Source organism: Pseudomonas sp. Ag1, assembly GCF_000278565.1.
Classification (GTDB): Bacteria; Pseudomonadota; Gammaproteobacteria; order Pseudomonadales; family Pseudomonadaceae; genus Aquipseudomonas.
The window spans coordinates 149486-173814 of the sequence record NZ_AKVH01000093.1 but is presented as its reverse complement, the minus strand read 5'-3'; the positions used below and the strand labels follow the sequence as shown (position 1 = coordinate 173814).

At 61.5% G+C, this 24329-nt stretch carries 23 protein-coding genes and 1 other RNA gene; 17 read left to right on the top strand and 7 right to left on the bottom strand.

Annotated elements, in window-relative coordinates:
* Positions 1–2: 2 nt before the first annotated feature.
* From A462_RS19655 to A462_RS19665, 3 genes are read right to left on the bottom strand one after another with little or no spacing between them, the layout of a single operon-like run.
* Positions 3–1658: a PqiB family protein gene (locus tag A462_RS19655; protein ID WP_003216179.1), complete on the bottom strand. Its 1656-nt coding sequence runs from the start codon at positions 1656–1658 to the stop codon at positions 3–5.
* Positions 1639–2283, bottom strand: coding sequence for a paraquat-inducible protein A (locus tag A462_RS19660; protein ID WP_003216181.1), 645 nt, complete (start codon positions 2281–2283; stop codon positions 1639–1641). Before A462_RS19660 ends, A462_RS19655 begins: the two co-directional genes overlap by 20 nt.
* On the bottom strand, positions 2280–2876 hold the full coding sequence (locus tag A462_RS19665; RefSeq protein WP_008434242.1) for a paraquat-inducible protein A: 597 nt from the start codon (positions 2874–2876) through the stop codon (positions 2280–2282). Before A462_RS19665 ends, A462_RS19660 begins: the two co-directional genes overlap by 4 nt.
* 179 nt (positions 2877–3055) lie before the next feature.
* Here A462_RS19665 and A462_RS19670 point away from each other — a divergent pair, with 179 nt between their 5' ends.
* Together A462_RS19670 and A462_RS19675 are read left to right on the top strand one after the other, a co-directional pair.
* Complete coding sequence (locus A462_RS19670; protein WP_003216184.1) at positions 3056–3700, top strand: MBL fold metallo-hydrolase; 645 nt, start codon at positions 3056–3058, stop codon at positions 3698–3700.
* A gap of 218 nt (positions 3701–3918) precedes the next feature.
* A complete protein-coding gene (locus A462_RS19675; RefSeq protein WP_032899265.1) occupies positions 3919–4689 on the top strand; it encodes an OmpA family protein in 771 nt (256 codons plus the stop codon).
* Between the two features lie 67 nt (positions 4690–4756).
* Here A462_RS19675 and A462_RS19680 read toward each other — a convergent pair whose 3' ends face one another.
* The 4 genes from A462_RS19680 to A462_RS19695 form a co-directional block, all read right to left on the bottom strand.
* Positions 4757–5338: a BON domain-containing protein gene (locus A462_RS19680; protein WP_003216188.1), complete on the bottom strand. Its 582-nt coding sequence runs from the start codon at positions 5336–5338 to the stop codon at positions 4757–4759.
* Positions 5335–5928, bottom strand: a complete 594-nt coding sequence (locus tag A462_RS19685) for a phosphoheptose isomerase (protein ID WP_003216190.1) — start codon at positions 5926–5928, stop codon at positions 5335–5337. Before A462_RS19685 ends, A462_RS19680 begins: the two co-directional genes overlap by 4 nt.
* A gap of 92 nt (positions 5929–6020) precedes the next feature.
* Positions 6021–6392, bottom strand: a complete 372-nt coding sequence (locus A462_RS19690) for a YraN family protein (protein ID WP_003216193.1) — start codon at positions 6390–6392, stop codon at positions 6021–6023.
* Positions 6392–8203 (bottom strand): penicillin-binding protein activator, encoded by a 1812-nt coding sequence (locus A462_RS19695; RefSeq protein ID WP_008434234.1) that lies wholly within the window; start codon positions 8201–8203, stop codon positions 6392–6394. The genes A462_RS19690 and A462_RS19695 overlap by 1 nt, the downstream gene beginning before the upstream one ends.
* Before the next feature lie 176 nt (positions 8204–8379).
* On the opposite strand from A462_RS19695, the gene rsmI reads away from it, so the two are divergent.
* The 15 genes from rsmI to A462_RS19765 all read left to right on the top strand — a co-directional run bounded on the left by rsmI (position 8380) and on the right by A462_RS19765 (position 24324).
* A complete protein-coding gene (gene rsmI / locus A462_RS19700; RefSeq protein ID WP_161635740.1) occupies positions 8380–9285 on the top strand; it encodes a 16S rRNA (cytidine(1402)-2'-O)-methyltransferase in 906 nt (301 codons plus the stop codon).
* Positions 9286–9380: 95 nt separating this feature from the next.
* Positions 9381–9734: RNase P RNA component class A (gene rnpB, locus A462_RS32905), an RNA gene on the top strand.
* 355 nt (positions 9735–10089) lie between these two features.
* Positions 10090–10545 carry a division/cell wall cluster transcriptional repressor MraZ gene (gene mraZ, locus A462_RS19705; RefSeq protein WP_003171868.1) on the top strand — a complete coding sequence of 152 codons (456 nt, stop codon included), beginning with the start codon at positions 10090–10092 and terminating at the stop codon, positions 10543–10545.
* Entirely contained in the window at positions 10542–11489 is a 948-nt protein-coding gene (gene rsmH / locus A462_RS19710; RefSeq protein WP_003216201.1) for a 16S rRNA (cytosine(1402)-N(4))-methyltransferase RsmH, read from the top strand. The genes mraZ and rsmH overlap by 4 nt, the downstream gene beginning before the upstream one ends.
* On the top strand, positions 11486–11779 hold the full coding sequence (gene ftsL / locus A462_RS19715; protein WP_003216203.1) for a cell division protein FtsL: 294 nt from the start codon (positions 11486–11488) through the stop codon (positions 11777–11779). Before rsmH ends, ftsL begins: the two co-directional genes overlap by 4 nt.
* On the top strand, positions 11779–13521 hold the full coding sequence (locus A462_RS19720; RefSeq protein ID WP_166742205.1) for a peptidoglycan D,D-transpeptidase FtsI family protein: 1743 nt from the start codon (positions 11779–11781) through the stop codon (positions 13519–13521). The genes ftsL and A462_RS19720 overlap by 1 nt, the downstream gene beginning before the upstream one ends.
* Positions 13521–14984, top strand: a complete 1464-nt coding sequence (locus A462_RS19725; RefSeq protein WP_003216207.1) for a UDP-N-acetylmuramoyl-L-alanyl-D-glutamate--2,6-diaminopimelate ligase — start codon at positions 13521–13523, stop codon at positions 14982–14984. The genes A462_RS19720 and A462_RS19725 overlap by 1 nt, the downstream gene beginning before the upstream one ends.
* Complete coding sequence (locus A462_RS19730) at positions 14977–16347, top strand: UDP-N-acetylmuramoyl-tripeptide--D-alanyl-D-alanine ligase (protein WP_008434231.1); 1371 nt, start codon at positions 14977–14979, stop codon at positions 16345–16347. The genes A462_RS19725 and A462_RS19730 overlap by 8 nt, the downstream gene beginning before the upstream one ends.
* The gene (mraY, locus tag A462_RS19735) at positions 16347–17429 is read left to right on the top strand and encodes a phospho-N-acetylmuramoyl-pentapeptide-transferase (RefSeq protein ID WP_008434230.1); all 1083 of its coding nucleotides are present in this window, start codon (positions 16347–16349) and stop codon (positions 17427–17429) included. Before A462_RS19730 ends, mraY begins: the two co-directional genes overlap by 1 nt.
* A 6-nt stretch (positions 17430–17435) precedes the next feature.
* On the top strand, positions 17436–18782 hold the full coding sequence (murD, locus tag A462_RS19740) for a UDP-N-acetylmuramoyl-L-alanine--D-glutamate ligase (RefSeq protein WP_008434229.1): 1347 nt from the start codon (positions 17436–17438) through the stop codon (positions 18780–18782).
* Positions 18779–20002 (top strand): putative lipid II flippase FtsW, encoded by a 1224-nt coding sequence (gene ftsW / locus A462_RS19745; RefSeq protein ID WP_003216215.1) that lies wholly within the window; start codon positions 18779–18781, stop codon positions 20000–20002. Before murD ends, ftsW begins: the two co-directional genes overlap by 4 nt.
* Positions 19992–21062, top strand: coding sequence for an undecaprenyldiphospho-muramoylpentapeptide beta-N-acetylglucosaminyltransferase (murG, locus tag A462_RS19750; RefSeq protein WP_008434228.1), 1071 nt, complete (start codon positions 19992–19994; stop codon positions 21060–21062). The genes ftsW and murG overlap by 11 nt, the downstream gene beginning before the upstream one ends.
* Complete coding sequence (gene murC, locus A462_RS19755) at positions 21055–22500, top strand: UDP-N-acetylmuramate--L-alanine ligase (protein ID WP_003216219.1); 1446 nt, start codon at positions 21055–21057, stop codon at positions 22498–22500. Before murG ends, murC begins: the two co-directional genes overlap by 8 nt.
* Positions 22497–23453, top strand: coding sequence for a D-alanine--D-alanine ligase (locus tag A462_RS19760; RefSeq protein ID WP_003216220.1), 957 nt, complete (start codon positions 22497–22499; stop codon positions 23451–23453). The genes murC and A462_RS19760 overlap by 4 nt, the downstream gene beginning before the upstream one ends.
* 4 nt (positions 23454–23457) lie before the next feature.
* Positions 23458–24324 (top strand): cell division protein FtsQ/DivIB, encoded by an 867-nt coding sequence (locus A462_RS19765; protein ID WP_032899262.1) that lies wholly within the window; start codon positions 23458–23460, stop codon positions 24322–24324.
* Positions 24325–24329 lie beyond the last annotated feature (5 nt).

The window sequence follows — 24329 nt, the reverse complement described above, 5'->3', positions numbered from 1 at the left end:
GGTCATTTGCGCGGTGGCCCTTGCAGGTCGGAGGGCGCGGCGTTGTCGGGGCGACCGCGAATCAGCGATTCGGGATGGCGTGCCAGGTAGTCCGACAGCTCTCGCAGGGAGCGCGACATGCGGCTCAGTTCGTCCAGGGTCTGGGTCAACTGTTCCCGTTGCGGCGAATCCTCGGCCAGGGTCGAACTGGCGGATTGCAGGGTTTTACTCACGTCGGCCAGCGTGTTTTGCACCCCCGGCAGTGTCTTGGCGTTGAACTGGCCGAGACCCTTGCGCAGTTCCACCAGGCTGCCGTCGAGGTTGCCGGCAATTCGCTCGATTGGCAGTTGGTTGATCTTGTTGACGATGCCTTCGAGTTTTTCCTGCAGTTGTTCCAGGTTGCCGGGGATGGTCGGAATACTGACGGGGCGCAGGTTCGGGTCAAACACGACTTTGTCGGCCTTGGGGAAGAAGTCCAGGGCGATATAGAGCTGGCCAGTGAGCAGGTTGCCGCTGCGGGCCTGGGCGCGCAGGCCGTGTTCGATGAAGCTGCCTATCAGGCGCACACCGCCGGCTTCGTCGTTGGGGTCATGCTTCAAGACCGTGAGCATTTTGGTGTTGGCTTCGCCGAGGCGCTGCGGGTAGATCACGATGCCGACGTTGACCGGGAAGCTGCGTTTTTTCTCGTCGAAATCCAGGTTGATCGACACCACTTTGCCGAATTCGATACCCAGGAATTCCACTGGCGCACCCACCGTAAGCCCGCGCAAGGCCTGGTCGAACCGCAGGTTCAGGTACTGCGCCTTGCCATTGGGCGGGGCCAGCGCGGTTTGCTGGTCGGCGAACAGTTCGTAGGAGTGTTCTTCGTCGGCCGGCTTGTCGTTTGGGCTGTAGGGCGGGGCGAGGAAGGCGATGCCGCCCACCAGCATGGACGACAAGGATTCGGTTTTCAGCGCAAACCCGTTGGCGCCGACACTCACATCAATCCCGCTGGCGTTCCAGAACCGGGTGTTCTCGGTGACGTAGGCGTCATTGGGTGCATGCACGAACACGTCGATGTTCACGCCCTTGCCGTCAGCGTCCAGGGCATAGGCCACCACCTGGCCAACGGGAATCTTGCGGTAGTACACGGGGGAGCCGATATCCAGCGAACCCAGATCCTGGGTGTGCAGCGTGAAGCGCTTGCCCGGTTCGCCATAGGTAATGGGCGGCGGGTTTTCCAGGCCGGTGAACCGGTTGGCGCGGGTATCGGACTGGCCGATATCGGCGCCGATGTAATCCCCGGAGAGCAGCGTGTCGATACCGGAAACGCCACCGGCGCCGATACGTGGGCGCACCACCCAGAACTGCGAGTCTTCACGGGTGAAGCTTTCAGCCTGCTTGGACAGTTTGATCGTGGCGTTGACGCTTTTCTGATCGTCGCTCAACTCCACATCAGTCACCTGGCCGATCACCACGTTGCGGTATTTCACGTCGGTCTTGTTGGCGGTCAGGCCGCTGCCGGTCTTGAAGGTAATGGTAATGCTCGGCCCTTGCTGAAGGATACTGTGCACCACCAGCGAAATGCCCACCAGCACCGCGACAATCGGCACGATCCACACCAGCGAGACGCTGAAGCGCCGCGTCTTGATCGCAGGCGAGCCCGCAGGCTGCGGTTTGTCAGTGGTTTGCGACGCCATCCGGCATCTCCTCGTTGTGTGGGTTTTCCCAGATCAGGCGCGGGTCGAAACTCATTGCCGAGAGCATGGTGAAAACCACCACCAGGCCAAAGAACAGAATGCCCAGGCGCGGCTCGATGGTGCCCAGGGCCTGGAACCGCACCAGGGCGGCCACCAAGGCCACCACGATCACATCCAGCATCGACCAGTAGCCAATCACTTCGACGAAGCGAAACAGCTTCGAGCGCTCCTTGCGCGCCCACTGGTTATTGCGCTGCACGGTGACCAGCAGCAACGTCAATGCGACGAACTTGATACCCGGCACCGCGATGCTGGCGATGAAAATGATCAGGGCGATGTCCCAGGCGCCGTGCTGCCAGAACTCCAGCACGCCGCTCATGATGGTGCTGTCGGCGCCCGAGCCGAGCATCGAGGTGTTCATCACCGGCAGTAAGTTGGCGGGCACGTAAAACGCCAGCGCCGTCAGCATATAGGCCCAGGTACGGGTCAGCGAATGGACCTTGCGCCGGTGCAGCGGCGCGCCGCAACGCTCGCATTCGTCGGGCGCGGTGCTGACGTCGCAAGCCTGGCCGCAGCTGTGGCACAGGCACAGGTTCAGCTCGCTGGCGGTCGGTGGACGGCTCATAAAATGTCCCACAGGTCGCGAATATCACGCCCGGCAATGCGGATCAGCAACAGGCTGAGGGCGGCCAGGGCAAACAGGCCGGTGCCGGGCAAAACATCCAGCATGCCGGCGAGTTTGAACACCGCCACCATGGCGCCCAGCAGGCAGACTTCGAGCATGCTCCAGGGCCGAAGCGCTTCGAGCCAGCGCATGCACAGCTTGAACGCCGGCGAGCGTTGGCCCTTCATCGCAAAGCCCAGCACCCAGATCAACAGCAGCAACTGGAACACCGGCGCGATGATGATGGAAATCGCCGCCACCAGCGCGATGAAGGTGATCGGGCCCTGGGCCAGTGCGACCACCGAATCCCATAACGTGGCGCTGCTTTTCAGGCCTTGCAGGCTGATGCTCATCACCGGGTAGAAGTTGGCGAAAATCCACAGCACGGTGGCGGTCAGGGTCAGGGCCAGGCGTTGTTCCACCGACAGCCCGTTATAACGCTGGAGTACGCCTGCGCAGCGGGTGCAAAGGGTCTTCTGATGTTTGGCGAGCGCGACTTTTTCGTACACGCAATCGCAGTGTTCGCAGATGATCAATGGGCTGAGGGTCGCCATAAGTCCCACTCCATGCGCTATACGTTGCGCGTTGTATGACTGGCGCCAGAGTAGCTTAGCAGTTGCCGGGTTTGACAGCCGTGCGCTCGCGAGCGCTTTCGGATCGGGTGCAGGGTCGAACATACTGTGCGCCAGAATGCAGTACAAAAGAGTGTGCCTTTGAATTTGCAGGAATACCCATGAATATTCAGTCTCCCGCGCTGATCCGCGAAACGTTCCCGGTAGGCCCGTTGCAGTGCAACTGCACGATCATCGGCGACCCCGTCACCAAAAAAGCCATCGTCGTCGACCCGGGCGGCAACCATGAGCTGATCCTGGCGCGCCTCGATGCGCTGGGCCTGAAAGTGGTCAGCATTATTCACACCCACGCCCATCTCGATCACTTCCTGGCCTCCGGGCAGTTGAAGGAAAAAACCGGCGCTACCCTGCACTTGCACAAGGAAGACCAGTTTCTGTGGGACAACCTGGAAATGCAGTGCCAGATGTTCCGCGTGCCTTACACGCCAGTGCCGTCGCCGGATCGTTGGCTGGAGGATGAAGAAGAGCTGGCCTGTGGTTGCGGGGTTGCCTTGCATACACCTGGACACACACCCGGCTCGATGAGTTTCTGGTTCGCCGATGCGAAGTTGCTGATTGCCGGCGACACCCTGTTTCGGCGGGGCGTGGGCCGTACGGATTTGTGGGGCGGTGACCAGGCGACCATCGTGCGCTCGATCAAGCAACGGCTCTACACTCTGGATGAAGCGGCGGTGGTGGTGACAGGGCACGGTCCGGATACGCGCCTGGGAGATGAAATGCGTGAGAATCCGTTTGTCCGCGCGTGAAGGAAAATGTGGGTAGTTTTTCGGATACCAAGTGGCAACTATCAGACGAAACATATAGAGAAAATGACAATCACCGTTCAGGAAGTCTCTGCTAGGGTTTGAGTGTGGTCGGGCTTGTGTGGAGATGGAATTTTTACCGTTTGTCGTGTTCCAAGCTCGGCACAGGTCCAATGCCAATGTCCTCTGCATCACCGAATGCAAAAGTAGGAGCTTCCTTCATGTTCACTTCTCGTCGTCTGCTTGTTGTTGCTACTGCCGTAGCCCTGTTGTCGGGCTGCGCTTCACCTAATCCTTATGACGGCAGCCAGGCACAGGGTGGTGGCTCTTCCGGTGTGAGCAACACCGCCAAGTATGGTGGGCTGGGCGCCCTGGCTGGTGCGTTGGCGGGTGCAGCCATCGACCACAACAACCGCGGCAAGGGGGCGCTGATCGGCGCTGCCGTCGCCGGTATCGGTGGTGCGGGCTACGGTTACTACGCCGACCAGCAGGAAAAGAAACTGCGTGCCAGCATGGCCAACACCGGTGTCGAAGTGCAGCGCCAGGGCGACCAGATCAAGCTGATCATGCCGGGTAACATCACCTTCGCCACCAACTCGGATGCGATCTCCAGCAGCTTCTACACGCCGCTGAACAACTTGGCGAACTCGCTGAAGCAGTTCAACCAGAACACCATCCAGATCGTTGGCTATACCGACAGCACCGGCAGCCGTCAGCTCAACATGGACCTGTCCCAGCGTCGTGCGCAGAGCGTGGCCAATTACCTGACCTCCCAAGGTGTCAGCCCGACCAACCTGAGTGCCCGCGGTGCCGGCCCGGATAACCCGATCGCCAGCAACGCCGACGTCAATGGCCGTGCCCAGAACCGTCGTGTGGAGGTCAACCTGGGCCCGATCCCTGGCCAGCAGTACGGTCAGCCGGCCGCCCAGCAGCAACAGGCGCCGCAGCAGAACAACCAGTTCCAGGGCAACCCGTACCAGCAGTACCAGTAATCTGTAGTCAATAAAAAGGGCGCCGTGCAATCCATGCACGGCGCCCTTTTTTGTGGCTGACGATAAATCAGTCGATGTATTCGAACAGCTTCACGATCTTCTGTACGCCGGACACACTTTGTACCAGGTTGGCGGCGCGGGTGGCTTCTGCCTGGGTCAGCAGGCCCATCATGTAGACGATGCCGTTGTCGGTGACGATCTTGATCCGAGAGCCGGGAATGGCGCTGTCGGTCAGCATCTGGGTCTTGATCTTGGTGGTCAGCAGGGCGTCGTTGCTGATTGCCAGCAGGGTGATCGGGTCCATCACCTGCAGTTCGTTGTGAACTTTCTTGACCCGCTGCACAGTGGCGGCAGCTTGTTCAGCCTGGGCCTTCAAGTCGGCACGCGGGGTTTGGCCGGTGAGCAGCACCACGCCGTTGAAGCTGACGACCACGATGCGCGATGCGCCGTTGCCCAGGTCTGGAGCGGCCTTGGACACGTTGACGGAAACCTTGGTCTCGATCAGTGAGTCATCGATTTTGCTGCCGAAAGTGCGGGTGCCTTTATCGTCCTGGATGGGCGTGTCGCGGCTCGCTTCGATTACCGAGCTGCAGCCGCTGATGCCTAGGCACAGCGTGATTGCCAATAGGCTAAGGCGTTTAACGGTCATTCTTCACTCCCGAACAGTTGGCTGTCGATCAGATCGCACAGGCAGTGGATCGCCAGCAGGTGGACTTCCTGGATACGTGCGGTGACATTGGCCGGGACGCGGATTTCCACGTCTTCGGGCAACAGCAGCGAGGCCATGCCGCCGCCGTCGCGTCCGGTCAATGCTACGACAATCATTTCACGATCATGTGCGGCCTGGATCGCTTGAATAATATTCGCCGAGTTACCGCTGGTGGAGATCGCCAGCAGGACGTCCCCCGGCTGGCCAAGGGCGCGGATCTGTTTGGAGAAGATTTCGTTGTAGCTGTAGTCGTTGGCGATCGAGGTGATCGTCGAGGTGTCGGTGGTCAGGGCGATGGCCGGCAGGCTCGGGCGCTCACGCTCGAAGCGGTTGAGCAGCTCGGAGGAGAAATGCTGGGCATCGCCGGCCGAACCGCCGTTGCCGCACGAAAGCATTTTGCCTTCGTTGAGCAAGGCGTTGACCATGACCTGACTGGCTTGCTCGATGTGCGGTGCAAGTACGTCCATCGCCTGTTGCTTGGTATCGATACTGGCCTGGAAAAGCTGGCGAATTCGGGATTGCATGTCCATCTGTGTGACCTTAAGTAGCGCGGCTGTTTGGCACAGGAATGTGCAGCCCGCAAAGCAAAGAGCAAAAGTGTGCGGTGTAGATGTCCGGCGAATCAGCTGTCAAAGGCATCTTGCAGCCAGTTCAGATCGGCTGTTCCCCGGGGAGTGCTTTCTATGGCAACCACATCGAAACGGCAGGGATGATCGGCCCAGCGACGCTCCTTGAGCAGGAAAAACTGCGCGGCGAGTATCAACTTCTGGCGCTTGCGCCCGTCGATACTGGCGAGCGCGCCACCCCATTGTGCGTGTTTTCTGTAGCGGACTTCGACAAATACTACTGTATCGCCGTCAAGCATGACCAGATCAAGCTCGCCGCGTTTGCATAACCAGTTCTGCGCCAGGAGGCGCAGACCTTGTCGTTGCAGGTACTCGAGAGCTTGAAGTTCGGCGTCCTTGCCGCTTTGTGCGCTTGACCGCTCGGGCATCAGCGCGGGGTATCAGGCAGGCGCTGGATCTCGCCACCGACGAACTTCGCCCATGGCATCTGGCGGTCGACACGCTGGCTGGCGCTGACGCCCAGGTTGCCCGACAGGCCGTCGACACGAGTGTCCGGCAGTGCCTTGAGCTGCCCCAGGCGCGGCGCCAGGCGGTAGGCATCCACACCCATCGCGTACAGGCGGCCAAGGCTGCCGTTGGCTTGTGGCCATTGGGCAGCGACCTGGTTGCGCAGCGGGTCGGTGGTGTTCAGCAGCCAAGGGGTTTCGCAGAACATCACGTTGGTCATGTCCAGGTACTGGTTCTTGTCGCCACTGGCGCTGAACACGTGGGACGTCGCATACACCGGCACGTCGCCAGCGTATTGGAAGTTCAGGGTCGGCTTGATCTGCTGGGCCAGTTGCGGAGTCACGGCCAGGAAGATGAACTCGATGTCCTGGCGGCGCGATGGCTGGGCGGAAACATCCGAACCTACCGTGCTTTGCAGGCTCTTGGCGCGGCCTTCGCTCTTGCGCAGCTGGAACAGGTCGGCAATCTGCTGGGCCAGGGCTACCGGCTGGTCAACGTACTCGACGCCCACCACGGTGCCGCCATTGGCTTCCCAATCCTGACGGAATGCCTTGTAGACGCGCTCGCCCCATTCGCCTTTCGGCACCATGGCGGCGGCGCGGTGCAGGCCATCGGCGCGAGCACGACGGGACACTTCACGGGCTTCGTCTTCAGCGGCCAGGCCAAACTGGAACAGTTGCGCCGGGTTCTGGTCGGCTTCGCTGTAGTTCAGGGCCAGGGTGGTGATCGGCAATTGCGGGCGTGCGCTGAGTTGCTTGACCAGCGGTTTCTCCAGCGGGCCGACCACCAGTTGTACGCCGGCGGCCTGGGCCTTGGCGTAGAAGTCGTCGATGGAGGTCAGGCGCGAGCTGTCGTAGAACTCGATCACCGGCGGCTTCTGCCCGGCTTGTTCAGCCTGGTAGTGCGCGGCCATGAAGCCTTCGCGCAGCGCCTTGGCAACGCCGGCCAGCGGACCTTCCTGCGGCAGCAGCAGGGCGATCTTGTTCAGCGGCTGGCTGGCCAGTTCCTTGAGCTTGGTCAGCGGCTGCGGCAATTGCGAGGCTGCCGGGTGGCCAGGGTTCTGGGCGCGCCAGGTGTCGATGGCCGCCTGCTGTTGCTCCAGAGTGCCGGCGCCCTTGACTGCCTGGGCCAGGCTGATCCAGCCGTCCAGCGTCGGGTTGCCGCTGGCTTGCAGTTGATCGGCAGGCAAGGCGGCAATCAGTGCCCAGATGGCTTCGTGGTTGCTGTTGTAGGCATCGCCCGTCAGCAGCGGGGCCATGGCGACGCGCTCGCGGGCGGCGGCCAGGGTCTGGCCGTCGGCCTCATAGGCGCGGGCATGCACGGTGCCCGTGCGGATCTGCTGTTCAGGCGGCAGTTCCTTGAGGCTTTGCAGGCTCGGGTGATTCAAGGCCGTCAACGCTGCCTTGGGCTGGTTGCGGGCCATCGCCAGTTCAGCCGACAGGGTGCTGGCAAATACCTGCGCCGCCGGTTTCAGGACGTCCAGTGGCACCTGGGCAAGAATCTGCGCCGAGCGTCCCGGATTGTTTTGGTGAAACGCCAGGTCAGCCGCACTCAAGCGCAACAGCGCGGCTTTTTCCGGAGTCTTGGCCGAAGTCGCCTGTTCGAGCAGTTGCTCGATGCTGGCATCCGGAGTCCGGGGGAGGTCGCCAAGGCTGGACGAGGGCGAGCTGGCGCAAGCCGCCAACAGGGCAGCGAGGCAGAGGGCAGAGAACAGCCGCAGGCAAGCGATCATGTAAGTGTTCCTGATACCGATCAAATTAGCGTGGAATTGTACCCAAGCACTGGCCGGGGCGCGATGTTACTGGCGTGAAACCGTCTATTTAGGTCGTGTAAATGTTGCAGGACCCAATACGCGGCTGAAATCGAACCCGCCCCGAGGGCATATATTCAAGGCGTCTACGCGCTACAATGTGGCTTTTGCCAACCATCGAGGTGTGCGTTTTGACTGCTCCAGGTCCTTTGAATTCCACTGCAGGCTCGCTTTTTGTCGTGGCGACGCCCATTGGCAACCTGGACGACATCAGTGCGCGTGCGCTGAAAGTGTTGCGCGACGTAAAACTGATCGCGGCTGAAGACACTCGGCACTCCCAGCGATTAATGCAGCATTTCGGTATTCCGACCCCCTTGGCCGCCTGTCACGAACACAACGAGCGTGAAGAAGGCAGTCGTTTTATCACTCGTTTGCTGGCGGGTGATGACGTGGCGTTGATCTCGGATGCGGGTACGCCGCTGATTTCCGACCCTGGCTATCATCTGGTTCGCCAGGCGCGGGCGGCTGGTATCAATGTAGTGCCTGTTCCGGGGGCGTGCGCGCTGATTGCTGCATTGTCTGCAGCCGGCTTGCCGTCGGACCGGTTTATCTTCGAAGGCTTCCTGCCCGCCAAGGCCGTCGGGCGCCGGGCGCGCCTGGAACTGGTAAAGGAAGAGCCACGCACGCTGATCTTCTACGAAGCCCCGCACCGCATCCTTGAATGCCTGCAAGATATGGAGCTGGTGTTCGGCGGCGATCGCCTGGCACTGCTGGCGCGGGAAATCACCAAGACCTTCGAAACCCTCAAGGGCTTGCCGCTGCAGGAACTGCGCGAATTTGTCGAGGGCGACAGCAATCAGCAGCGCGGCGAGTGCGTGGTGTTGGTGGCGGGGTGGTCGGCGCCGGAAAGCGAAGATGCGGTGGGCAGCGAGGCAATGCGCATTCTTGACCTGCTGCTCAAGGAGATGCCATTGAAGCGCGCCGCTGCATTGGCCGCGGAAATAACCGGCGTACGCAAGAACGTCCTGTATCAAGTGGCGCTGGATAAACAAAAGGGCGAATAGTTCCGGGTTCCAGCCTGCACTCCGTCTGAACATGATGGCATTAGTGTCTTTTAATACTTGTTCTAACGCCGCCGTGCCGTTAACCTGCGCGGCGGAGAGTCGATTGGACAGTCGCTGCCTTCTATGAAAATTAGAGGGGGGAGGAAAGTCCGGGCTCCATAGGGCGAAGTGCCAGGTAATGCCTGGGAGGCGTGAGCCTACGGAAAGTGCCACAGAAAATAACCGCCTAAGTACTTCGGTACCGGTAAGGGTGAAAAGGTGCGGTAAGAGCGCACCGCACGACTGGCAACAGTTCGTGGCTAGGTAAACCCCACTTGGAGCAAGACCAAATAGGGTCCCAAGGCGTGGCCCGCGCTGGGACCGGGTAGGTTGCTAAAGATGTCCAGTGATGGCCATCGTAGACGAATGACTGTTCAAGACAGAACCCGGCTTACAGATCGACTCTCCACCTTTTTTCCTTCTGTCCGAATCTCGGGCAGGAACCTGGTAGTAACGCGAGAATCCCTCCCTGCTGAATCGTCAGCAGATGCGTCTTCGTAATACCGAAAAAATCTTACTCTTAATAAATTACTTTAACTTTAAGCCTTAGCTCTTTGAGCTATTTGGTGTTGTTGAGTCAAAATCGCCGTCAAACTCTCGTTTCTCCTCCCTTTACCTTCCTAAATCTCCGTTCTGTAAGGCTTTTCCTTGAATCCGCGCCTTGACGGTGTGGTGGGCGCATTCCTATAGTGTGCGCAAGTGGCGGAAAGTGGCACAAAGTGGGTTTTTTGAACGTAAAACGCTAAAATTTGGAGAAACGCATCTGTGTTTCGCGGAGCTAACGCTATCAGTCTCGATGCAAAAGGCCGTCTCGCCATGCCGAGCCGGTATCGTGACGAGCTCATTTCGCGAAGTTCCGGGCAATTAATCATCACCATCGATGCCGTTGATCCCTGTTTATGTGTGTACCCGCTCGATGAGTGGGAGCTGATTGAAACCAAGTTGCGTGCACTGCCTTCACTGCGTGAAGAGAACCGCCGCCTGCAACGCTTGCTGATTGGTAATGCCGTCGACCTCGAACTCGATGGCAGTGGTCGTTTCCTGGTTCCACCGCGTCTGCGCGAATACGCCAAATTGGACAAGCGCGCGATGCTGGTAGGCCAACTGAACAAGTTCCAATTGTGGGACGAAGATGCCTGGGATGCTGTTTCTGCAGCTGACCTGGCTGCTATTCAACAACCGGGCGCCATGCCTGATGAACTGCGTGATTTGATCCTGTGACTATTGATAGCGGCTTTAACCACATCACCGTACTGCTTGACGAAGCCGTTGAGGCTCTCGCCGTACGCGCGGATGGCTGCTATTTGGATGGCACCTTCGGCAGGGGCGGGCACAGTCGGCTGATCCTCAGCCAGCTGGGTCCGGACGGTAAGCTCCTCGGGTTCGACAAAGACCCTCAAGCGATTGCCACCGGGCAAGCGCTAGCGGCCGAAGACGGCCGCTTTGTCGTTGTGCAGCGCAGCTTTGCCGAGCTCGGTGCAGAAGTCGCCGAACGTGGCATGGCGGGCAAGGTGGCCGGGGTTCTGCTGGACCTGGGCGTGTCTTCCCCACAGCTGGACGACCCTGAGCGTGGCTTCAGTTTCATGAACGACGGCCCGCTGGACATGCGCATGGACCCAAGCCGTGGCATCAGCGCCGCGCAGTTCATCGCTACCGCTCCCCACGAAGAAATCACCCGTGTGTTCAAGGAATACGGCGAAGAGCGCTTCGCTGGCCGCATGGCGCGTGCCGTGGTCGAACGCCGGGAAATCCAGCCGTTCGAGCGCACGGCCGACCTGGCTGAGGTGCTGAAAGTCGCCAACCCTGCATGGGAAAAGGGCAAGAACCCGGCAACCCGTGCGTTCCAGGGCCTGCGTATTCACGTCAACAACGAATTGGGCGACCTGGAAGCCGGCCTCGAAGCCGCCCTGGAAGCTCTGGAAGTGGGCGGTCGCCTGGTGGTGATCAGCTTCCACTCCCTGGAAGACCGCATCGTCAAATTGTTCATGCGTCGCCTGGTCAAGGGCGAGTCCGACAACCTGCCACGCAACCTGCCGGTGCGTTACGAAGCTTTTGTGCCGAAAATCAAAATCCATGGCAAAGCGCAGTTCGCTTCCGAAGCCGAACTCAAGGCCAACCCACGTGCCCGTAGCGCTGTCATGCGCGTTGCGGAGAAGTTGCGGTGAGCAAGCTTTTCGCCAAGCCCCTCCCGGGCGGCAGCTTCTTTATGTTGCTGCTATTTGTTGGCGTGCTGGTGTCCGCGATTGCGGTGTCCTACAGCGCCCATTACAACCGCCAACTGCTCAATACCCTGTACGGGGAGTTGAGCGTGCGCGACAAGGCGCAGGCGGAGTGGGGCCGGTTGATCCTCGAGCAAAGTACCTGGACGGCCCACAGCCGCATCGAAGTGCTGGCCACTGAACAACTGAAGATGCACATCCCGGGCGCTGCAGAAGTTCGCATGGTGGCGCCATGATGAAACTCGAGGGCGCACTCTACCCGTGGCGTTTCCGCGTAGTGCTGGGGTTGCTGGCACTGATGGTGGGCGCGATTGCCTGGCGGATTATCGACCTGCAAGTGGTGGACCGTGACTTCCTGATCGGCCAGGGCGATGCCCGTAGCCTGCGGCATATCCCGATTCCTGCACACCGCGGCCTGATCACCGACCGTAACGGCGAGCCCCTGGCCGTCAGTACCCCGGTGACCACCCTGTGGGCCAACGCCAAGGAAATGCAGACCGCCAAGGACAAATGGCCGGAACTGGCTGCCGCCCTGGGCCAGGACCCAAAAGCCCTGAGCGAACGCCTCGAAGCCCAGGCCAATAAAGAATTCATCTACCTGGTTCGCGGGCTCACCCCCGAACAAGGCCAGCAAGTACTCGACCTTAAAGTCCCCGGTGTCTACGGCATCGAGGAATTTCGGCGTTTCTACCCGGCCGGCGAAACCACTGCCCATATGGTGGGTTTCACCGACATTGATGATCACGGTCGCGAAGGCGTGGAACTCGCCTACGACGAATGGCTGGCCGGGGTTCCCGGCAAACGACAGGTCATCAAGGATCGGCGCGGCAGACTGATCAAGGATGTCCAGGTCACCAAAAACGCCAAGGCCGGTAAGCCCTTGGCGTTGTCGATTGACCTGCGCCTGCAATACCTGGCCAACCGTGAGCTGCGTAACGCGATCATCGAGAACGGTGCGAAAGCCGGCAGCCTGGTGATCATGGACGTGAAGACCGGCGAGATTCTCGCCATGGTCAACCAGCCGACCTACAACCCCAACAACCGTCGCAACCTGCAACCGGCGATGATGCGCAACCGCGCCATGATCGACGTGTTCGAGCCGGGTTCGACCATGAAAGCCATTTCCATGAGTGCCGCCCTGGAAACCGGGCGCTGGAAACCGGCCGACAAGGTCGAGGTTTACCCGGGCACATTGCAGCTGGGCAAATACACCATTCGTGACGTGTCGCGCACCGAAGGTCCGGTGCTGGATTTGACAGGTATCCTGATCAACTCCAGTAACGTGGGCATGAGTAAAGTCGCCTTCGATATCGGCGGCGAAGCCATCTACCACCTCGCGCAGAAAGTCGGTCTGGGGCAACCCACCGGCCTGGACTTCCCGGGCGAACGTGTGGGCAACCTGCCGAACTACCGTGACTGGAAAAAAGCCGAGACCGCCACGCTTTCCTACGGTTATGGCCTGTCGGTAACAGCCATCCAACTGGCCCACGCCTTCTCGGTGCTGGCCAACAACGGCCGCATGGTGCCGCTGAGCCTGATCCACCTGGACGAGGCGCCGCCTGCGACCCAGGTGATCCCGGAAAACGTCGCGAAGACCATGCAAGGCATGCTGCAACAAGTGATCGAAGCACCACGTGGCGTGTTCCGTGCCCAGGTGCCGGCGTATCACGTGGCAGGCAAGTCCGGTACCGCGCGTAAAACCGCCGTGGGTACCAAGGGCTACGCCGAAAACTCCTACCGCTCGCTGTTCGCAGGCTTCGGCCCGATGAGCGATCCGCGCTACGCCATCGTCGTGGTGATCGATGAGCCGAGCAAAGCCGGTTACTTCGGTGGCCTGGTATCGGCGCCGGTGTTCAGCAAGGTGATGTCCGGGACGTTGCGCCTGATGAACATCACGCCGGACAACCTGCCGGCTACCCAACAAGCGAACGCCGGCCCGCCGGCCGCTGCTGTAAAAGCCAATGGAGGGCGCGGCTGATGTCTCTGAGCCTGAACAAGATTTTTGCCCACGCCGGCCGCGATCTGCTGATTCGCGAGTTGACCCTGGACAGCCGTAATGTGCGTGCCGGCGACCTGTTCCTGGCAGTGCCGGGTGGCAAGTTCGACGGCCGTGACCATATCGCCGACGCGCTGCAACGCGGCGCTGCGGCAGTGGCCTATGAAGTGGAAGGCGCCACCGTGCTGCCGATCACCGACGTGCCTTTGATTCCGGTCAAGGGCCTGGCTGCGCAATTGTCGGACATCGCCGGGCGCTTTTATGGCGACCCGAGCCGCACCCTGAACCTGGTGGGCGTGACCGGTACCAACGGCAAGACCAGCGTGACCCAACTGGTCGCCCAGGCGCTTGACCTGCTGGGTCAGCATTGCGGCATCGTGGGCACCCTGGGCACAGGTTTCTACGGAGCGCTGCAAAGCGGGCTGCACACCACGCCTAACCCGATTGCCGTGCAAGCGACCCTGGCCGACCTGAAAAAGGCCGGTGCCAAGGCGGTTGCCATGGAAGTCTCGTCCCACGGTCTGGACCAGGGCCGCGTGACTGCCCTGGCGTTCGACGTGGCGGTGATGACCAACCTGTCCCGCGATCACCTGGATTACCACGGGACCATGGAGGCCTACGCCGCCACCAAGGCTCGGCTGTTTGCCTGGAATGACCTGAAGTGCCGGGTGGTCAACCTGGACGACGAATTCGGTCGCCAACTGGCCGCCGCCCAAGGCGACGGTCGCCTGATCAGCTACAGCCTGGAAGACTCCAGCGCCTACCTGTATTGCCGTGAAGCCACCTTTGATGACGAAGGCGTGCGCGCCACGCTGGTTACGCCACAGGGCGAGCACCATTTGCGCAGCACCTTGCTCGGGCGTTTCAACCTGAGCAACGTATTGGCCGCCGTCGGTGCCTTGCTTGGCCTGGATTACGCCCTCGACGAAATCCTGCGGGTGTTGCCGAAGCTGGAAGGCCCGGCCGGTCGCATGCAACGCCTCGGCGGCGGCACCCAGCCGCTGGTGGTGGTCGATTACGCCCACACGCCGGACGCCCTGGAAAAAATCCTGCAGGCCCTGCGTCCCCACGCCAAGGGCAAGTTGCTGTGCCTGTTCGGCTGTGGCGGTGACCGCGATCGCGGCAAGCGCCCGTTGATGGCGGAAATCGTCGAGCGACTGGCCGACGGTGTGCTCGTCACTGACGACAACCCGCGCAGCGAAGACCCAAGCCAGATTTTCGATGACATTCGTGTCGGCTTTAAAGATGCGTCCAAGGCGACGTTCGTTGCCGGTCGCGGTGCAGCCATCGCCCAATTGATCGCCGGCGCAAGTGCTGACGACGTGGTGGTGCTGGCCGGTAAAGGTCACGAGGACTATCAGGAAATCAACGGCGAACGCCACGCCTTCTCCGATCTGGTCGAGGCTGATCACGCCCTGACCGCGTGGGAGGTGGCCCATGCTTAAGCCGCTTAAATTCAGCGAACTGACCCAGGCCTTGTCGGCCCGCGTGCTGTCGGCTGATTGCAGCTTTGATGGCGTCAGCATCGACAGCCGGACGATCAAGCCCGGGCAACTGTTTGTCGCCTTGGCCGGCCCGAGCTTCGATGGCCATGACTACCTGAATGACGTCGCTGCCAAAGGCGCTGTCGGCGCTCTGGTGCAGCGCGAAGTCGCTGACTCGACGCTGCCACAATTGCTGGTCGCCGACACCCGCCTGGCCCTCGGCCAACTGGGGGCGCTGAACCGTGCCGCCTTCACCAAGCCTGTTGCGGCGATCACCGGTTCCAGCGGCAAGACCACGGTCAAGGAGCTGCTGGCCGGCATCCTGCGCACGCGCGGCCCGGTCCTGGCGACCCGTGGCAACCTGAACAATGACTTCGGCGCTCCGCTGACCCTGCTCGAACTGGCCCCGGAACACACGGCGGCCGTCATTGAGCTGGGTGCTTCGCGCATCGGCGAAATCGCCTACACCGTGGCCATGACCAAGCCTCATGTCGCGGTGATCAGCAACGCCGGTACTGCCCACGTCGGCGAGTTTGGCGGCCCTGAAAAGATCGTTGAAGCCAAGGGCGAAATCATCGAAGGCCTCGACGCATCCGGCACTGCCGTGCTGAACCTCGATGACAAGGCCTTCGAAACCTGGCGCGTACGTGCCGCCGGTCGCAAGGTCTTGAGCTTCGCGGTGCACAACGCCGCTGCCGATTTCCATGCCTCGAATATCAAGGCCGACGCCCGTGGCTGCCCATCCTTCACCCTGCATACCCCGCAAGGTGACGAGCACGTACAACTGAACCTGCTGGGCAACCACAACGTCGCCAATGCCCTGGCTGCCGCCGCCGCCGCCCACGTGCTGGGCGTGTCGTTGTTTGGCATCGCCACCGGCCTTGGCGCCGTGCAACCGGTCAAGGGCCGCACCGTCGCGCAACTGGCCAGCAACGGCATGCGCGTGATTGATGACACCTACAACGCCAACCAGTCCTCGATCTGTGCCGCCATCGACCTGCTGACCAGCTTCGACGGTCGCAAGGTGCTGGTGCTGGGAGATATCGCCGAGCTGGGCGAGTGGGCCGAACAGTCTCACCGTGAAGTCGGCGCGTACGCCGCCGGCAAGGTCGATGCCCTTTACGCCGTTGGCCCGAACATGCTGCACGCCGTGGACACCTTCGGGCCGGGCGCAAAGCATTTCGCCAGCCAGGCCGAACTGATCCAGGCACTGAGTGCGGCTGAACAAGACAAACACACCACTATTTTGATCAAGGGATCGCGCAGCGCGGTGATGGAAAACGTCGTCGCGGCCTTGTGTGGCTCAAGTACGGAGAAACATTAATGCTGCTGCTGCTGGCTGAGTATCTGCAACAGTTCCACAAAGGCTTCGCGGTCTTTCAGTACCTGACCCTGCGCGGGATCCTGGGTGTGCTGACCGCGCTGTCGTTGTCGCTGTTCCTCGGGCCATGGATGATCCGTACCCTGCAAAACCTGCAGATTGGCCAGTCGGTACGCAACGACGGCCCGCAGTCGCACCTGTCCAAATCCGGCACCCCGACCATGGGCGGTGCGTTGATCCTGTCGTCCATCGGCATCAGTACGCTGCTGTGGGCTGACCTGCATAACCGTTATGTCTGGACCGTGCTGCTGGTGACCCTGCTGTTCGGCGCCATCGGTTGGGTAGATGACTACCGCAAGGTGATCGAGAAGAACTCCAAGGGGCTGCCAAGCCGCTGGAAGTATTTCTGGCAGTCGGTGTTCGGCCTCGGCGCGGCGATCTTCCTGTTCATGACTGCGCCAAGCGCGGTGGAAACCACCCTGATCATCCCGATGCTCAAGGACGCCAGCATTCCACTGGGCGTCGGCTTCGTGGTGCTGACCTACTTCGTGATCGTCGGCTCCAGCAACGCGGTCAACCTGACGGACGGCCTCGACGGCCTGGCGATCATGCCGACGGTGATGGTGGGCGGTGCCCTCGGCATCTTCTGCTACCTGTCGGGTAACGTGAAATTCGCTGAATACCTGCTGATCCCGTATGTACCGGGCGCAGGCGAACTGATTGTGTTCTGCGGCGCGTTGATCGGTGCGGGCCTGGGCTTCCTGTGGTTCAACACCTACCCCGCACAAGTCTTCATGGGCGACGTCGGCGCACTGGCGCTGGGCGCGGCCCTGGGCACCATCGCGGTGATCGTCCGCCAGGAAATCGTCCTGTTCATCATGGGTGGTGTGTTCGTGATGGAAACCCTGTCGGTGGTGATCCAGGTTGCCTCCTTCAAATTGACCGGGCGCCGCGTATTCCGCATGGCGCCGATTCACCACCACTTTGAACTCAAGGGCTGGCCTGAGCCGCGGGTGATTGTTCGTTTCTGGATTATCACCGTGATTCTGGTTCTGTTCGGCCTTGCCACCCTGAAACTGAGGTAGAAACGAGTGTCCCTGATCGCTTCAGACCACTTCCGCATCGTTGTCGGCCTCGGCAAGAGCGGCATGTCCCTGGTTCGCTTCCTGGCGAACCGGGGCACGTCGTTTGCCGTGGCCGATACGCGGGAAAATCCACCGGAGCTGGTCACGCTGCGCCGTGACTACCCGCACGTGGAAGTGCGTTGTGGCGAGCTGGATGTCGAGTTTCTGTGCCGTGCCGATGAGCTCTACGTGAGCCCTGGCCTGGCCCTGGCGACCCCGGCCCTGCAAGCGGCGGCGGCCCGTGGCGTGAAGTTGTCCGGCGACATCGAGCTGTTCGCGCGTAACGCGAAGGCGCCGATCGTGGCCATCAGCGGTTCCAATGCCAAAAGCACCGTGACCACCCTGGTGGGCGAGATGGCGGCTGCGGCCGGCAAGCGCGTGGCCGTGGGCGGCAACCTCGGCACGCCGGCGCTGGACCTGCTCAACGACGACGTCGAGCTGTACGTGATGGAGCTGTCGAGCTTCCAGCTGGAAACCACTGACCAGCTCAACGCCGAAGTGGCCACCGTGCTCAACGTCAGCGAAGACCACATGGACCGCTACAGCGGTCTGCCGGCGTATCACCTGGCCAAGCACCGGATCTTCCGTGGCGCGCGGCAAGTGGTGGTGAACCGTCAGGATGCCCTGAGCCGTCCGCTGATCGGCGAAGGTCTGCCGTGCTGGACCTTCGGCCTGAACAAGCCTGACTTCAAGGCCTTCGGCCTTCGGGAAGAGAACGGCGAGAAATACCTGGCCTTCGAATTCCAGAACCTGATGCCGGTGCGCGAACTGAAAATCCGTGGTGCCCACAACCAGGCCAACGCCCTGGCGGCGCTGGCGCTCGGCCACGCAGTTGGCTTGCCGTTCGACGCCATGCTCTCGGCCCTGCGCAGCTTTGCCGGCCTTGAGCATCGCTGCCAGTGGGTTCGCGAGCTGGATGGCGTTGGCTATTACAACGATTCCAAGGCCACCAACGTCGGTGCGGCACTCGCTGCCATCGAAGGCTTGGGTGCCGACATTCAGGGCAAGGTCGTGCTGATCGCCGGTGGCGACGGCAAGGGTGCCGACTTCAAGGACCTTAAAGGCCCGGTCGCCGCCAACTGCCGCGCCGTGGTGTTGATGGGCCGTGATTCCGGCCTGATCGCCGATGCCCTGGGCGACGCCGTACCGCAGGTGCGCGCGCAGTCCCTGGACGATGCCATCGCCCAATCCAAAGCCTTGGCTCTGCCGGGCGACGTGGTGCTGCTGTCGCCTGCCTGCGCCAGTTTCGACATGTTCAAGAACTACGAAGAGCGCGGCCAGCTGTTCGCCCGCGCCGTGGAGGCCTTGGCATGAGTATCAATTTCCGTAACATCATCAAGCCGTACCCGTCGCCGATCATTACCGGGCGCGGTATCGACCTTGACTTCCCGATGCTCGCCGGTTGCCTCGCGCTGCTGGGCCTGGGCCTGGTGATGATCACCTCGGCCTCCTCGGAAGTGGCTGCGGTGCAATCGGGCAACACCCTGTACATGATGATCCGTCACCTGGTGTACCTGGTGATTGGCCTTGGCGCATGCATCGTCACCATGATGATCCCGATCGCCACCTGGCAGCGCCTGGGTTGGCTGATGCTGGTGGGCGCCTTCGGCCTGTTGGTGATGGTGATCCTGCCCGGCATCGGGCGTGAGGTGAACGGCTCGATGCGCTGGATCGGCTTCGGTGCGTTCAACGTGCAGCCCTCGGAAATCGCCAAGGTGTTCGTGGTGATCTACCTCGCCGGTTACCTGGTGCGGCGCCAGAAAGAAGTACGCGAAAGCTGGATGGGCTTCTTCAAGCCGTTCATCGTGCTGCTGCCCATGGCCGGCCTGTTGCTGATGGAGCCGGACTTCGGTGCCACCGTCGTAATGATGGGGGCGGCGGCGGCGATGCTGTTCCTCGGCGGCGTCGGCCTGTTCCGCTTCACCTTGATGGTGGTGCTGGCGGTGGCCGCCGTGACCATTCTGGTGCAGGCGCAACCCTACCGGATGGCCCGTCTGATTACCTTTACCGACCCGTGGTCCGATCAGTTCGGTTCCGGCTACCAGTTGACCCAGGCGTTGATCGCCTTCGGTCGCGGTGAGTGGCTGGGCGTGGGCCTGGGCAACAGCGTGCAGAAGCAGTTCTACCTGCCGGAAGCCCACACCGACTTCGTGTTCTCGGTACTCGCCGAAGAGCTGGGCGTGGTCGGTTCGCTGTGCACCGTCGCGCTGTTCGTGTTCGTGTGTGTTCGCGGCATGTACATCGGCTTGTGGGCCGAAAAGGCCAAGCAATATTTCGCCGCCTACGTGGCGTACGGCTTGTCGTTCCTGTGGATCGGCCAGTTCCTGATCAACATCGGGGTGAACGTCGGCCTGCTGCCGACCAAGGGCCTGACCTTGCCGTTCCTCAGTTACGGCGGCAGCTCGTTGGTGATTTGCTGCGCCTGTCTCGGCTTATTGCTGCGCATCGAGTGGGAGAGTCGGACCCACCTGGGCAGCGAAGAGATGGAGTTCAGCGAAAGCGACTTCGCCGAGGAGCCGAACCATGGGCGCTAACGTGCTGATCATGGCAGGCGGCACCGGTGGCCACGTGTTCCCGGCGCTGGCCTGTGCCCGTGAGTTCCAGAACCGTGGCTACACCGTGCATTGGCTCGGTACGCCGCGCGGCATCGAAAATGATCTGGTACCGAATGCCGGCTTGCCGCTGCATTTGATCAACGTCACCGGCTTGCGTGGCAAGGGCAAATTGTCCCTGCTGAAGGCGCCGTTCGTGTTGCTCAAGGCCGTGTGGCAGGCGCGCAAGGTGATCCGCGAAGTGAAGCCGGTATGCGTGCTGGGCTTTGGTGGCTACGTGACCGGCCCGGGCGGTGTTGCGGCAAGACTCGCCGGCGTGCCAGTGATCGTCCACGAGCAGAATGCCGTGGCCGGCACTGCCAATCGCCTGCTGGTGCCCTTGGCTGCACGGGTATGCGAGGCGTTTCCGAAGACCTTTGGTGCCGCGGACAAGTTGCGTACCACCGGCAACCCGGTGCGTACCGAACTGTTCATGGACATCGCCCGCCAGCCATTGGCCGGTCGCAAGGCGCACCTGTTGATCCTGGGCGGAAGCCTGGGCGCCGAACCGTTGAACAAATTGCTGCCTGAAGCGGTGTCGCAACTCCCCGTGGAGCTGCGCCCCGAGATCTTCCATCAGGCCGGCAAGAACCACGATGAAGTGACCGCCACGCGCTACCGCGAAGCGGGTGTGGAGGCGAATGTGCAGCCCTTCATCAAAGACATGGCCCAAGCCTATGGCTGGGCCGACCTGGTGGTCTGTCGCGCAGGTGCGTTGACCGTCAGTGAACTGGCTGCCGCCGGTCTGCCGTCCTTGCTGGTGCCTTTGCCCCACGCGATCGACGATCACCAGACCCGCAACGCCGAATATTTGGCTGGGGAGGGCGCTGCCTTCCTGCTGCCGCAAAGAACGACTGGCGCCGCCGATTTGGCCGCACGCCTGACCGAGGTTTTGATGCAACCGGAACGACTGAACAGCATGGCGAGCACCGCAAGCCGCCTGGCCAAACCTGACGCAACCCGCACCGTGGTCGATATCTGCCTGGAGGTGGCCCATGGTTGAGAATCAGAAAGCCATGCCACAGCCGGAAATGCGCCGCATCCGTCGCATCCACTTCGTCGGTATCGGCGGCGTGGGCATGTGCGGGATCGCCGAAGTGTTGCTGAACCTGGGTTACCAGGTGTCCGGCTCCGACCTGAAAATGTCGCCGGTCACCGAGCGCCTGGAATCGTTTGGCGCGAAAATCTTTATCGGCCACCGCGCCGAGAACGCCGCCGAAGCCGATGTGCTGGTGGTCTCCAGTGCCGTGAACACCTCCAACCCGGAAGTGGCCACAGCCCTTGAACGCCGCATTCCCGTAGTGCCGCGTGCCGAAATGCTGGCTGAGCTGATGCGCTACCGCCACGGCATCGCCGTCGCCGGTACCCACGGCAAGACCACCACCACCAGCCTGATCGCCTCGGTATTCGCCGCCGGTGGCCTGGACCCGACGTTCGTCATCGGTGGCCGCCTGAATGCAGCCGGCACCAATGCACAACTGGGGACTAGCCGTTACCTGATCGCCGAAGCCGATGAAAGCGACGCCAGCTTCCTGCACCTGCAACCGCTGGTGGCCGTGGTGACCAACATCGACGCCGACCACATGGCGACCTACGACGGTGACTTCAACAAACTGAAGAAAACCTTCGTCGAGTTCCTGCACAACCTTCCGTTCTACGGTCTGGCCGTGGTGTGCCTGGACGATCCGGTGGTGCGCGAAATCCTGCCGCTGGTGAAGCGTCCGACCGTGACCTACGGCTTCAGCGAAGACTGTGACGTGCGCGCGATCAATGTGCGCCAGCAAGGCATGCAGACTTTCTTCACCGTGCTGCGTCCTGACCGCGAGCCGCTGGATGTCTCGGTAAACATGCCGGGCAACCACAACGTACTCAACTCCCTGGCGACCATCTGCATCGCCTCCGACGAAGGCGTCAGCGATGAAGCCATCGTCGAAGGCCTGTCGGGTTTTGCCGGCGTGGGTCGTCGCTTCCAGGTCTACGGCGAACTGCCGGTGGACGGCGGCAACGTGATGCTGGTGGACGACTACGGTCACCACCCGACCGAAGTGGCAGCGGTGATCAAGGCCGTACGCGGTGGCTGGCCAGAACGCCGCCTGGTGATGGTGTACCAGCCGCACCGCTACAGCCGTACCCGCGACCTGTACGACGATTTCGTCAATGTACTGGCGGATGCCAACGTGTTGCTGCTGATGGAAGTCTACCCGGCCGGTGAAGAACCGATCCCGGGTGCCGACAGCCGCAAGCTGTGCAACAGCATCCGTCAACGCGGCCAGTTGGACCCGATCTACATCGAGCGTGGTGTGGACCTGGCGCCGATCGTCAAGCCGCTGCTGCGTGCCGGCGACATCCTGCTGTGCCAGGGTGCCGGTGACATCGGTGGCCTCGCCCCTAAATTGCTGGCAAGCCCGCTGTTTGCCGCCGCACAGGGGAAGTCGAAATGACCACTGACTACGGCTCCCTGTTCTCGACCATTCAACCTGCCGACTTCGGCCGGGTTGCGGTGCTGTTCGGTGGCAAGAGCGCTGAGCGTGAAGTGTCGCTGAAGTCCGGCAATGCCGTGCTGGAAGCGCTGCAAAGTGCCGGTGTGAATGCGTTCGGCATCGACGTGGGTGATGACTTCCTGTCGCGCCTGCAGGCCGAGAAGATCGACCGCGCCTTCATCATTCTTCACGGCCGTGGCGGTGAAGACGGCAGCATGCAGGGCCTGCTGGAGTGCCTGGGCATTCCGTATACCGGCAGCGGCATCCTCGCTTCGGCCCTGGCCATGGACAAGTTGCGCACCAAGCAGGTGTGGCACAGCCTGGGTATTCCGACCCCGCGTCACAGCGTGCTGTGCAGCGAAGACGATTGTATTTCTGCAGCCAAGGAACTGGGCCTGCCTTTGATCGTCAAACCAGCCCATGAAGGCTCCAGTATCGGCATGGCTAAAGTGAACTCAGCCGCCGAATTGATTGACGCATGGAAAGCGGCCAGTACCTACGATTCGCAAGTGTTGGTGGAACAGTGGATTCAAGGTCCCGAGTTCACCATCGCTACTCTGCGTGGCCAGGTATTGCCGCCCATCGCATTGGGCACGCCCCACACCTTTTACGACTACGACGCCAAGTATGTGGCCTCCGATACCCAGTACCGGATCCCGTGCGGCCTCGACGCAGCCAAGGAACAGGAATTGATGGACCTCACGGCGAAAGCCTGTGAGGCGCTGGGTATCGCCGGTTGGGCGCGGGCAGACGTGATGCAGGATGACCAGGGGAACTTCTGGTTCCTGGAAGTCAACACTGCACCCGGGATGACCGACCACAGCCTGGTACCCATGGCCGCTCGTGCCGCCGGCCTGGATTTCCAGCAGTTGGTGCTGGCGATCCTGGCAGCAAGCATAGAGCCACGAGGCTAAGACCATGAACGGCGCATCGCTTCGTCATCAGCAACCCGCTCCCGGCCGCAAGCCGGTGCCGCGTGGTGCCAGCCGAATGGTGGCTAAAGAGCCGATGTCGGCGCGCATGCCGAAAGCCAACTTTGGTTTTCTCAAGGCGCTGTTCTGGCCGGTGATCCTGGTGGCCCTGGGGTTCGGTACGTATGAAGGCGCCCAGCGCCTGCTGCCGTATGCCGACCGGCCGATCACCAAGATCAGCGTGCAGGGTGACTTGAGCTACATCAGCCAGCAAGCCGTGCAGCAGCGAATCGCCCCGTTTGTGGCGTCGAGCTTCTTCACCATCGACCTGGCAGGCATGCGCTCCGAGCTGGAACAGATGCCATGGATTGCCCACGCCGAAGTACGTCGCGTGTGGCCGGATCAAGTGACGATCCGCCTGGAAGAACAACTGCCCGTGGCCCGTTGGGGTGATGGTGCGCTGTTGAACAACCAGGGCCAGGCGTTTGCACCTCGCGAAGTGGCGAATTACGAGCACCTGCCGCAGTTGTTCGGGCCGCAGCGGGCGCAGCAGCAAGTGATGCAGCAGTACCAGGCGTTGAGCCAGATGCTGCGGCCGTTGGGCTTCTCGATTGCGCGACTGGAATTGCGCGAGCGGGGCAGCTGGTTTTTGACCACGGGTGCAGGCAGTTCCGGCCCGGGCATCGAGTTGTTGCTGGGACGCGGCAACCTGGTGGAAAAGATGCGCCGTTTTATCGCCATCTATGAAAAGACCTTGAAAGAACAGATTACGAACATTGCGAGCATCGACCTGCGTTACGCCAACGGCCTTGCCGTCGGCTGGCGGGCCCCTGCGGCGCCCACGGCAGCGCAATCTGCTGTCGCGAAGAATTAAGAAGA

What these genes read in the sequence shown, in the direction of transcription:
- A462_RS19675 (WP_032899265.1), top strand. Translation starts at nt 3,919, where the DNA reads ATGTTCACTTCTCGTCGTCTGCTTGTTGTTGCTACTGCCGTAGCCCTG.
- A462_RS19765 (WP_032899262.1), top strand. Translation starts at nt 23,458, where the DNA reads ATGAACGGCGCATCGCTTCGTCATCAGCAACCCGCTCCCGGCCGCAAG.
- A462_RS19695 (WP_008434234.1), bottom strand. Translation starts at nt 8,203, where the DNA reads ATGATCGCTTGCCTGCGGCTGTTCTCTGCCCTCTGCCTCGCTGCCCTG.
- A462_RS19670 (WP_003216184.1), top strand. Translation starts at nt 3,056, where the DNA reads ATGAATATTCAGTCTCCCGCGCTGATCCGCGAAACGTTCCCGGTAGGC.
- A462_RS19685 (WP_003216190.1), bottom strand. Translation starts at nt 5,928, where the DNA reads ATGGACATGCAATCCCGAATTCGCCAGCTTTTCCAGGCCAGTATCGAT.
- A462_RS19690 (WP_003216193.1), bottom strand. Translation starts at nt 6,392, where the DNA reads ATGCCCGAGCGGTCAAGCGCACAAAGCGGCAAGGACGCCGAACTTCAA.
- rsmI (WP_161635740.1), top strand. Translation starts at nt 8,380, where the DNA reads ATGTGGCTTTTGCCAACCATCGAGGTGTGCGTTTTGACTGCTCCAGGT.
- mraY (WP_008434230.1), top strand. Translation starts at nt 16,347, where the DNA reads ATGCTGCTGCTGCTGGCTGAGTATCTGCAACAGTTCCACAAAGGCTTC.
- A462_RS19725 (WP_003216207.1), top strand. Translation starts at nt 13,521, where the DNA reads ATGTCTCTGAGCCTGAACAAGATTTTTGCCCACGCCGGCCGCGATCTG.
- murC (WP_003216219.1), top strand. Translation starts at nt 21,055, where the DNA reads ATGGTTGAGAATCAGAAAGCCATGCCACAGCCGGAAATGCGCCGCATC.
- A462_RS19665 (WP_008434242.1), bottom strand. Translation starts at nt 2,876, where the DNA reads ATGGCGACCCTCAGCCCATTGATCATCTGCGAACACTGCGATTGCGTG.
- A462_RS19760 (WP_003216220.1), top strand. Translation starts at nt 22,497, where the DNA reads ATGACCACTGACTACGGCTCCCTGTTCTCGACCATTCAACCTGCCGAC.
- A462_RS19660 (WP_003216181.1), bottom strand. Translation starts at nt 2,283, where the DNA reads ATGAGCCGTCCACCGACCGCCAGCGAGCTGAACCTGTGCCTGTGCCAC.
- murG (WP_008434228.1), top strand. Translation starts at nt 19,992, where the DNA reads ATGGGCGCTAACGTGCTGATCATGGCAGGCGGCACCGGTGGCCACGTG.
- A462_RS19720 (WP_166742205.1), top strand. Translation starts at nt 11,779, where the DNA reads ATGAAACTCGAGGGCGCACTCTACCCGTGGCGTTTCCGCGTAGTGCTG.
- ftsW (WP_003216215.1), top strand. Translation starts at nt 18,779, where the DNA reads ATGAGTATCAATTTCCGTAACATCATCAAGCCGTACCCGTCGCCGATC.
- A462_RS19655 (WP_003216179.1), bottom strand. Translation starts at nt 1,658, where the DNA reads ATGGCGTCGCAAACCACTGACAAACCGCAGCCTGCGGGCTCGCCTGCG.
- A462_RS19730 (WP_008434231.1), top strand. Translation starts at nt 14,977, where the DNA reads ATGCTTAAGCCGCTTAAATTCAGCGAACTGACCCAGGCCTTGTCGGCC.
- A462_RS19680 (WP_003216188.1), bottom strand. Translation starts at nt 5,338, where the DNA reads ATGACCGTTAAACGCCTTAGCCTATTGGCAATCACGCTGTGCCTAGGC.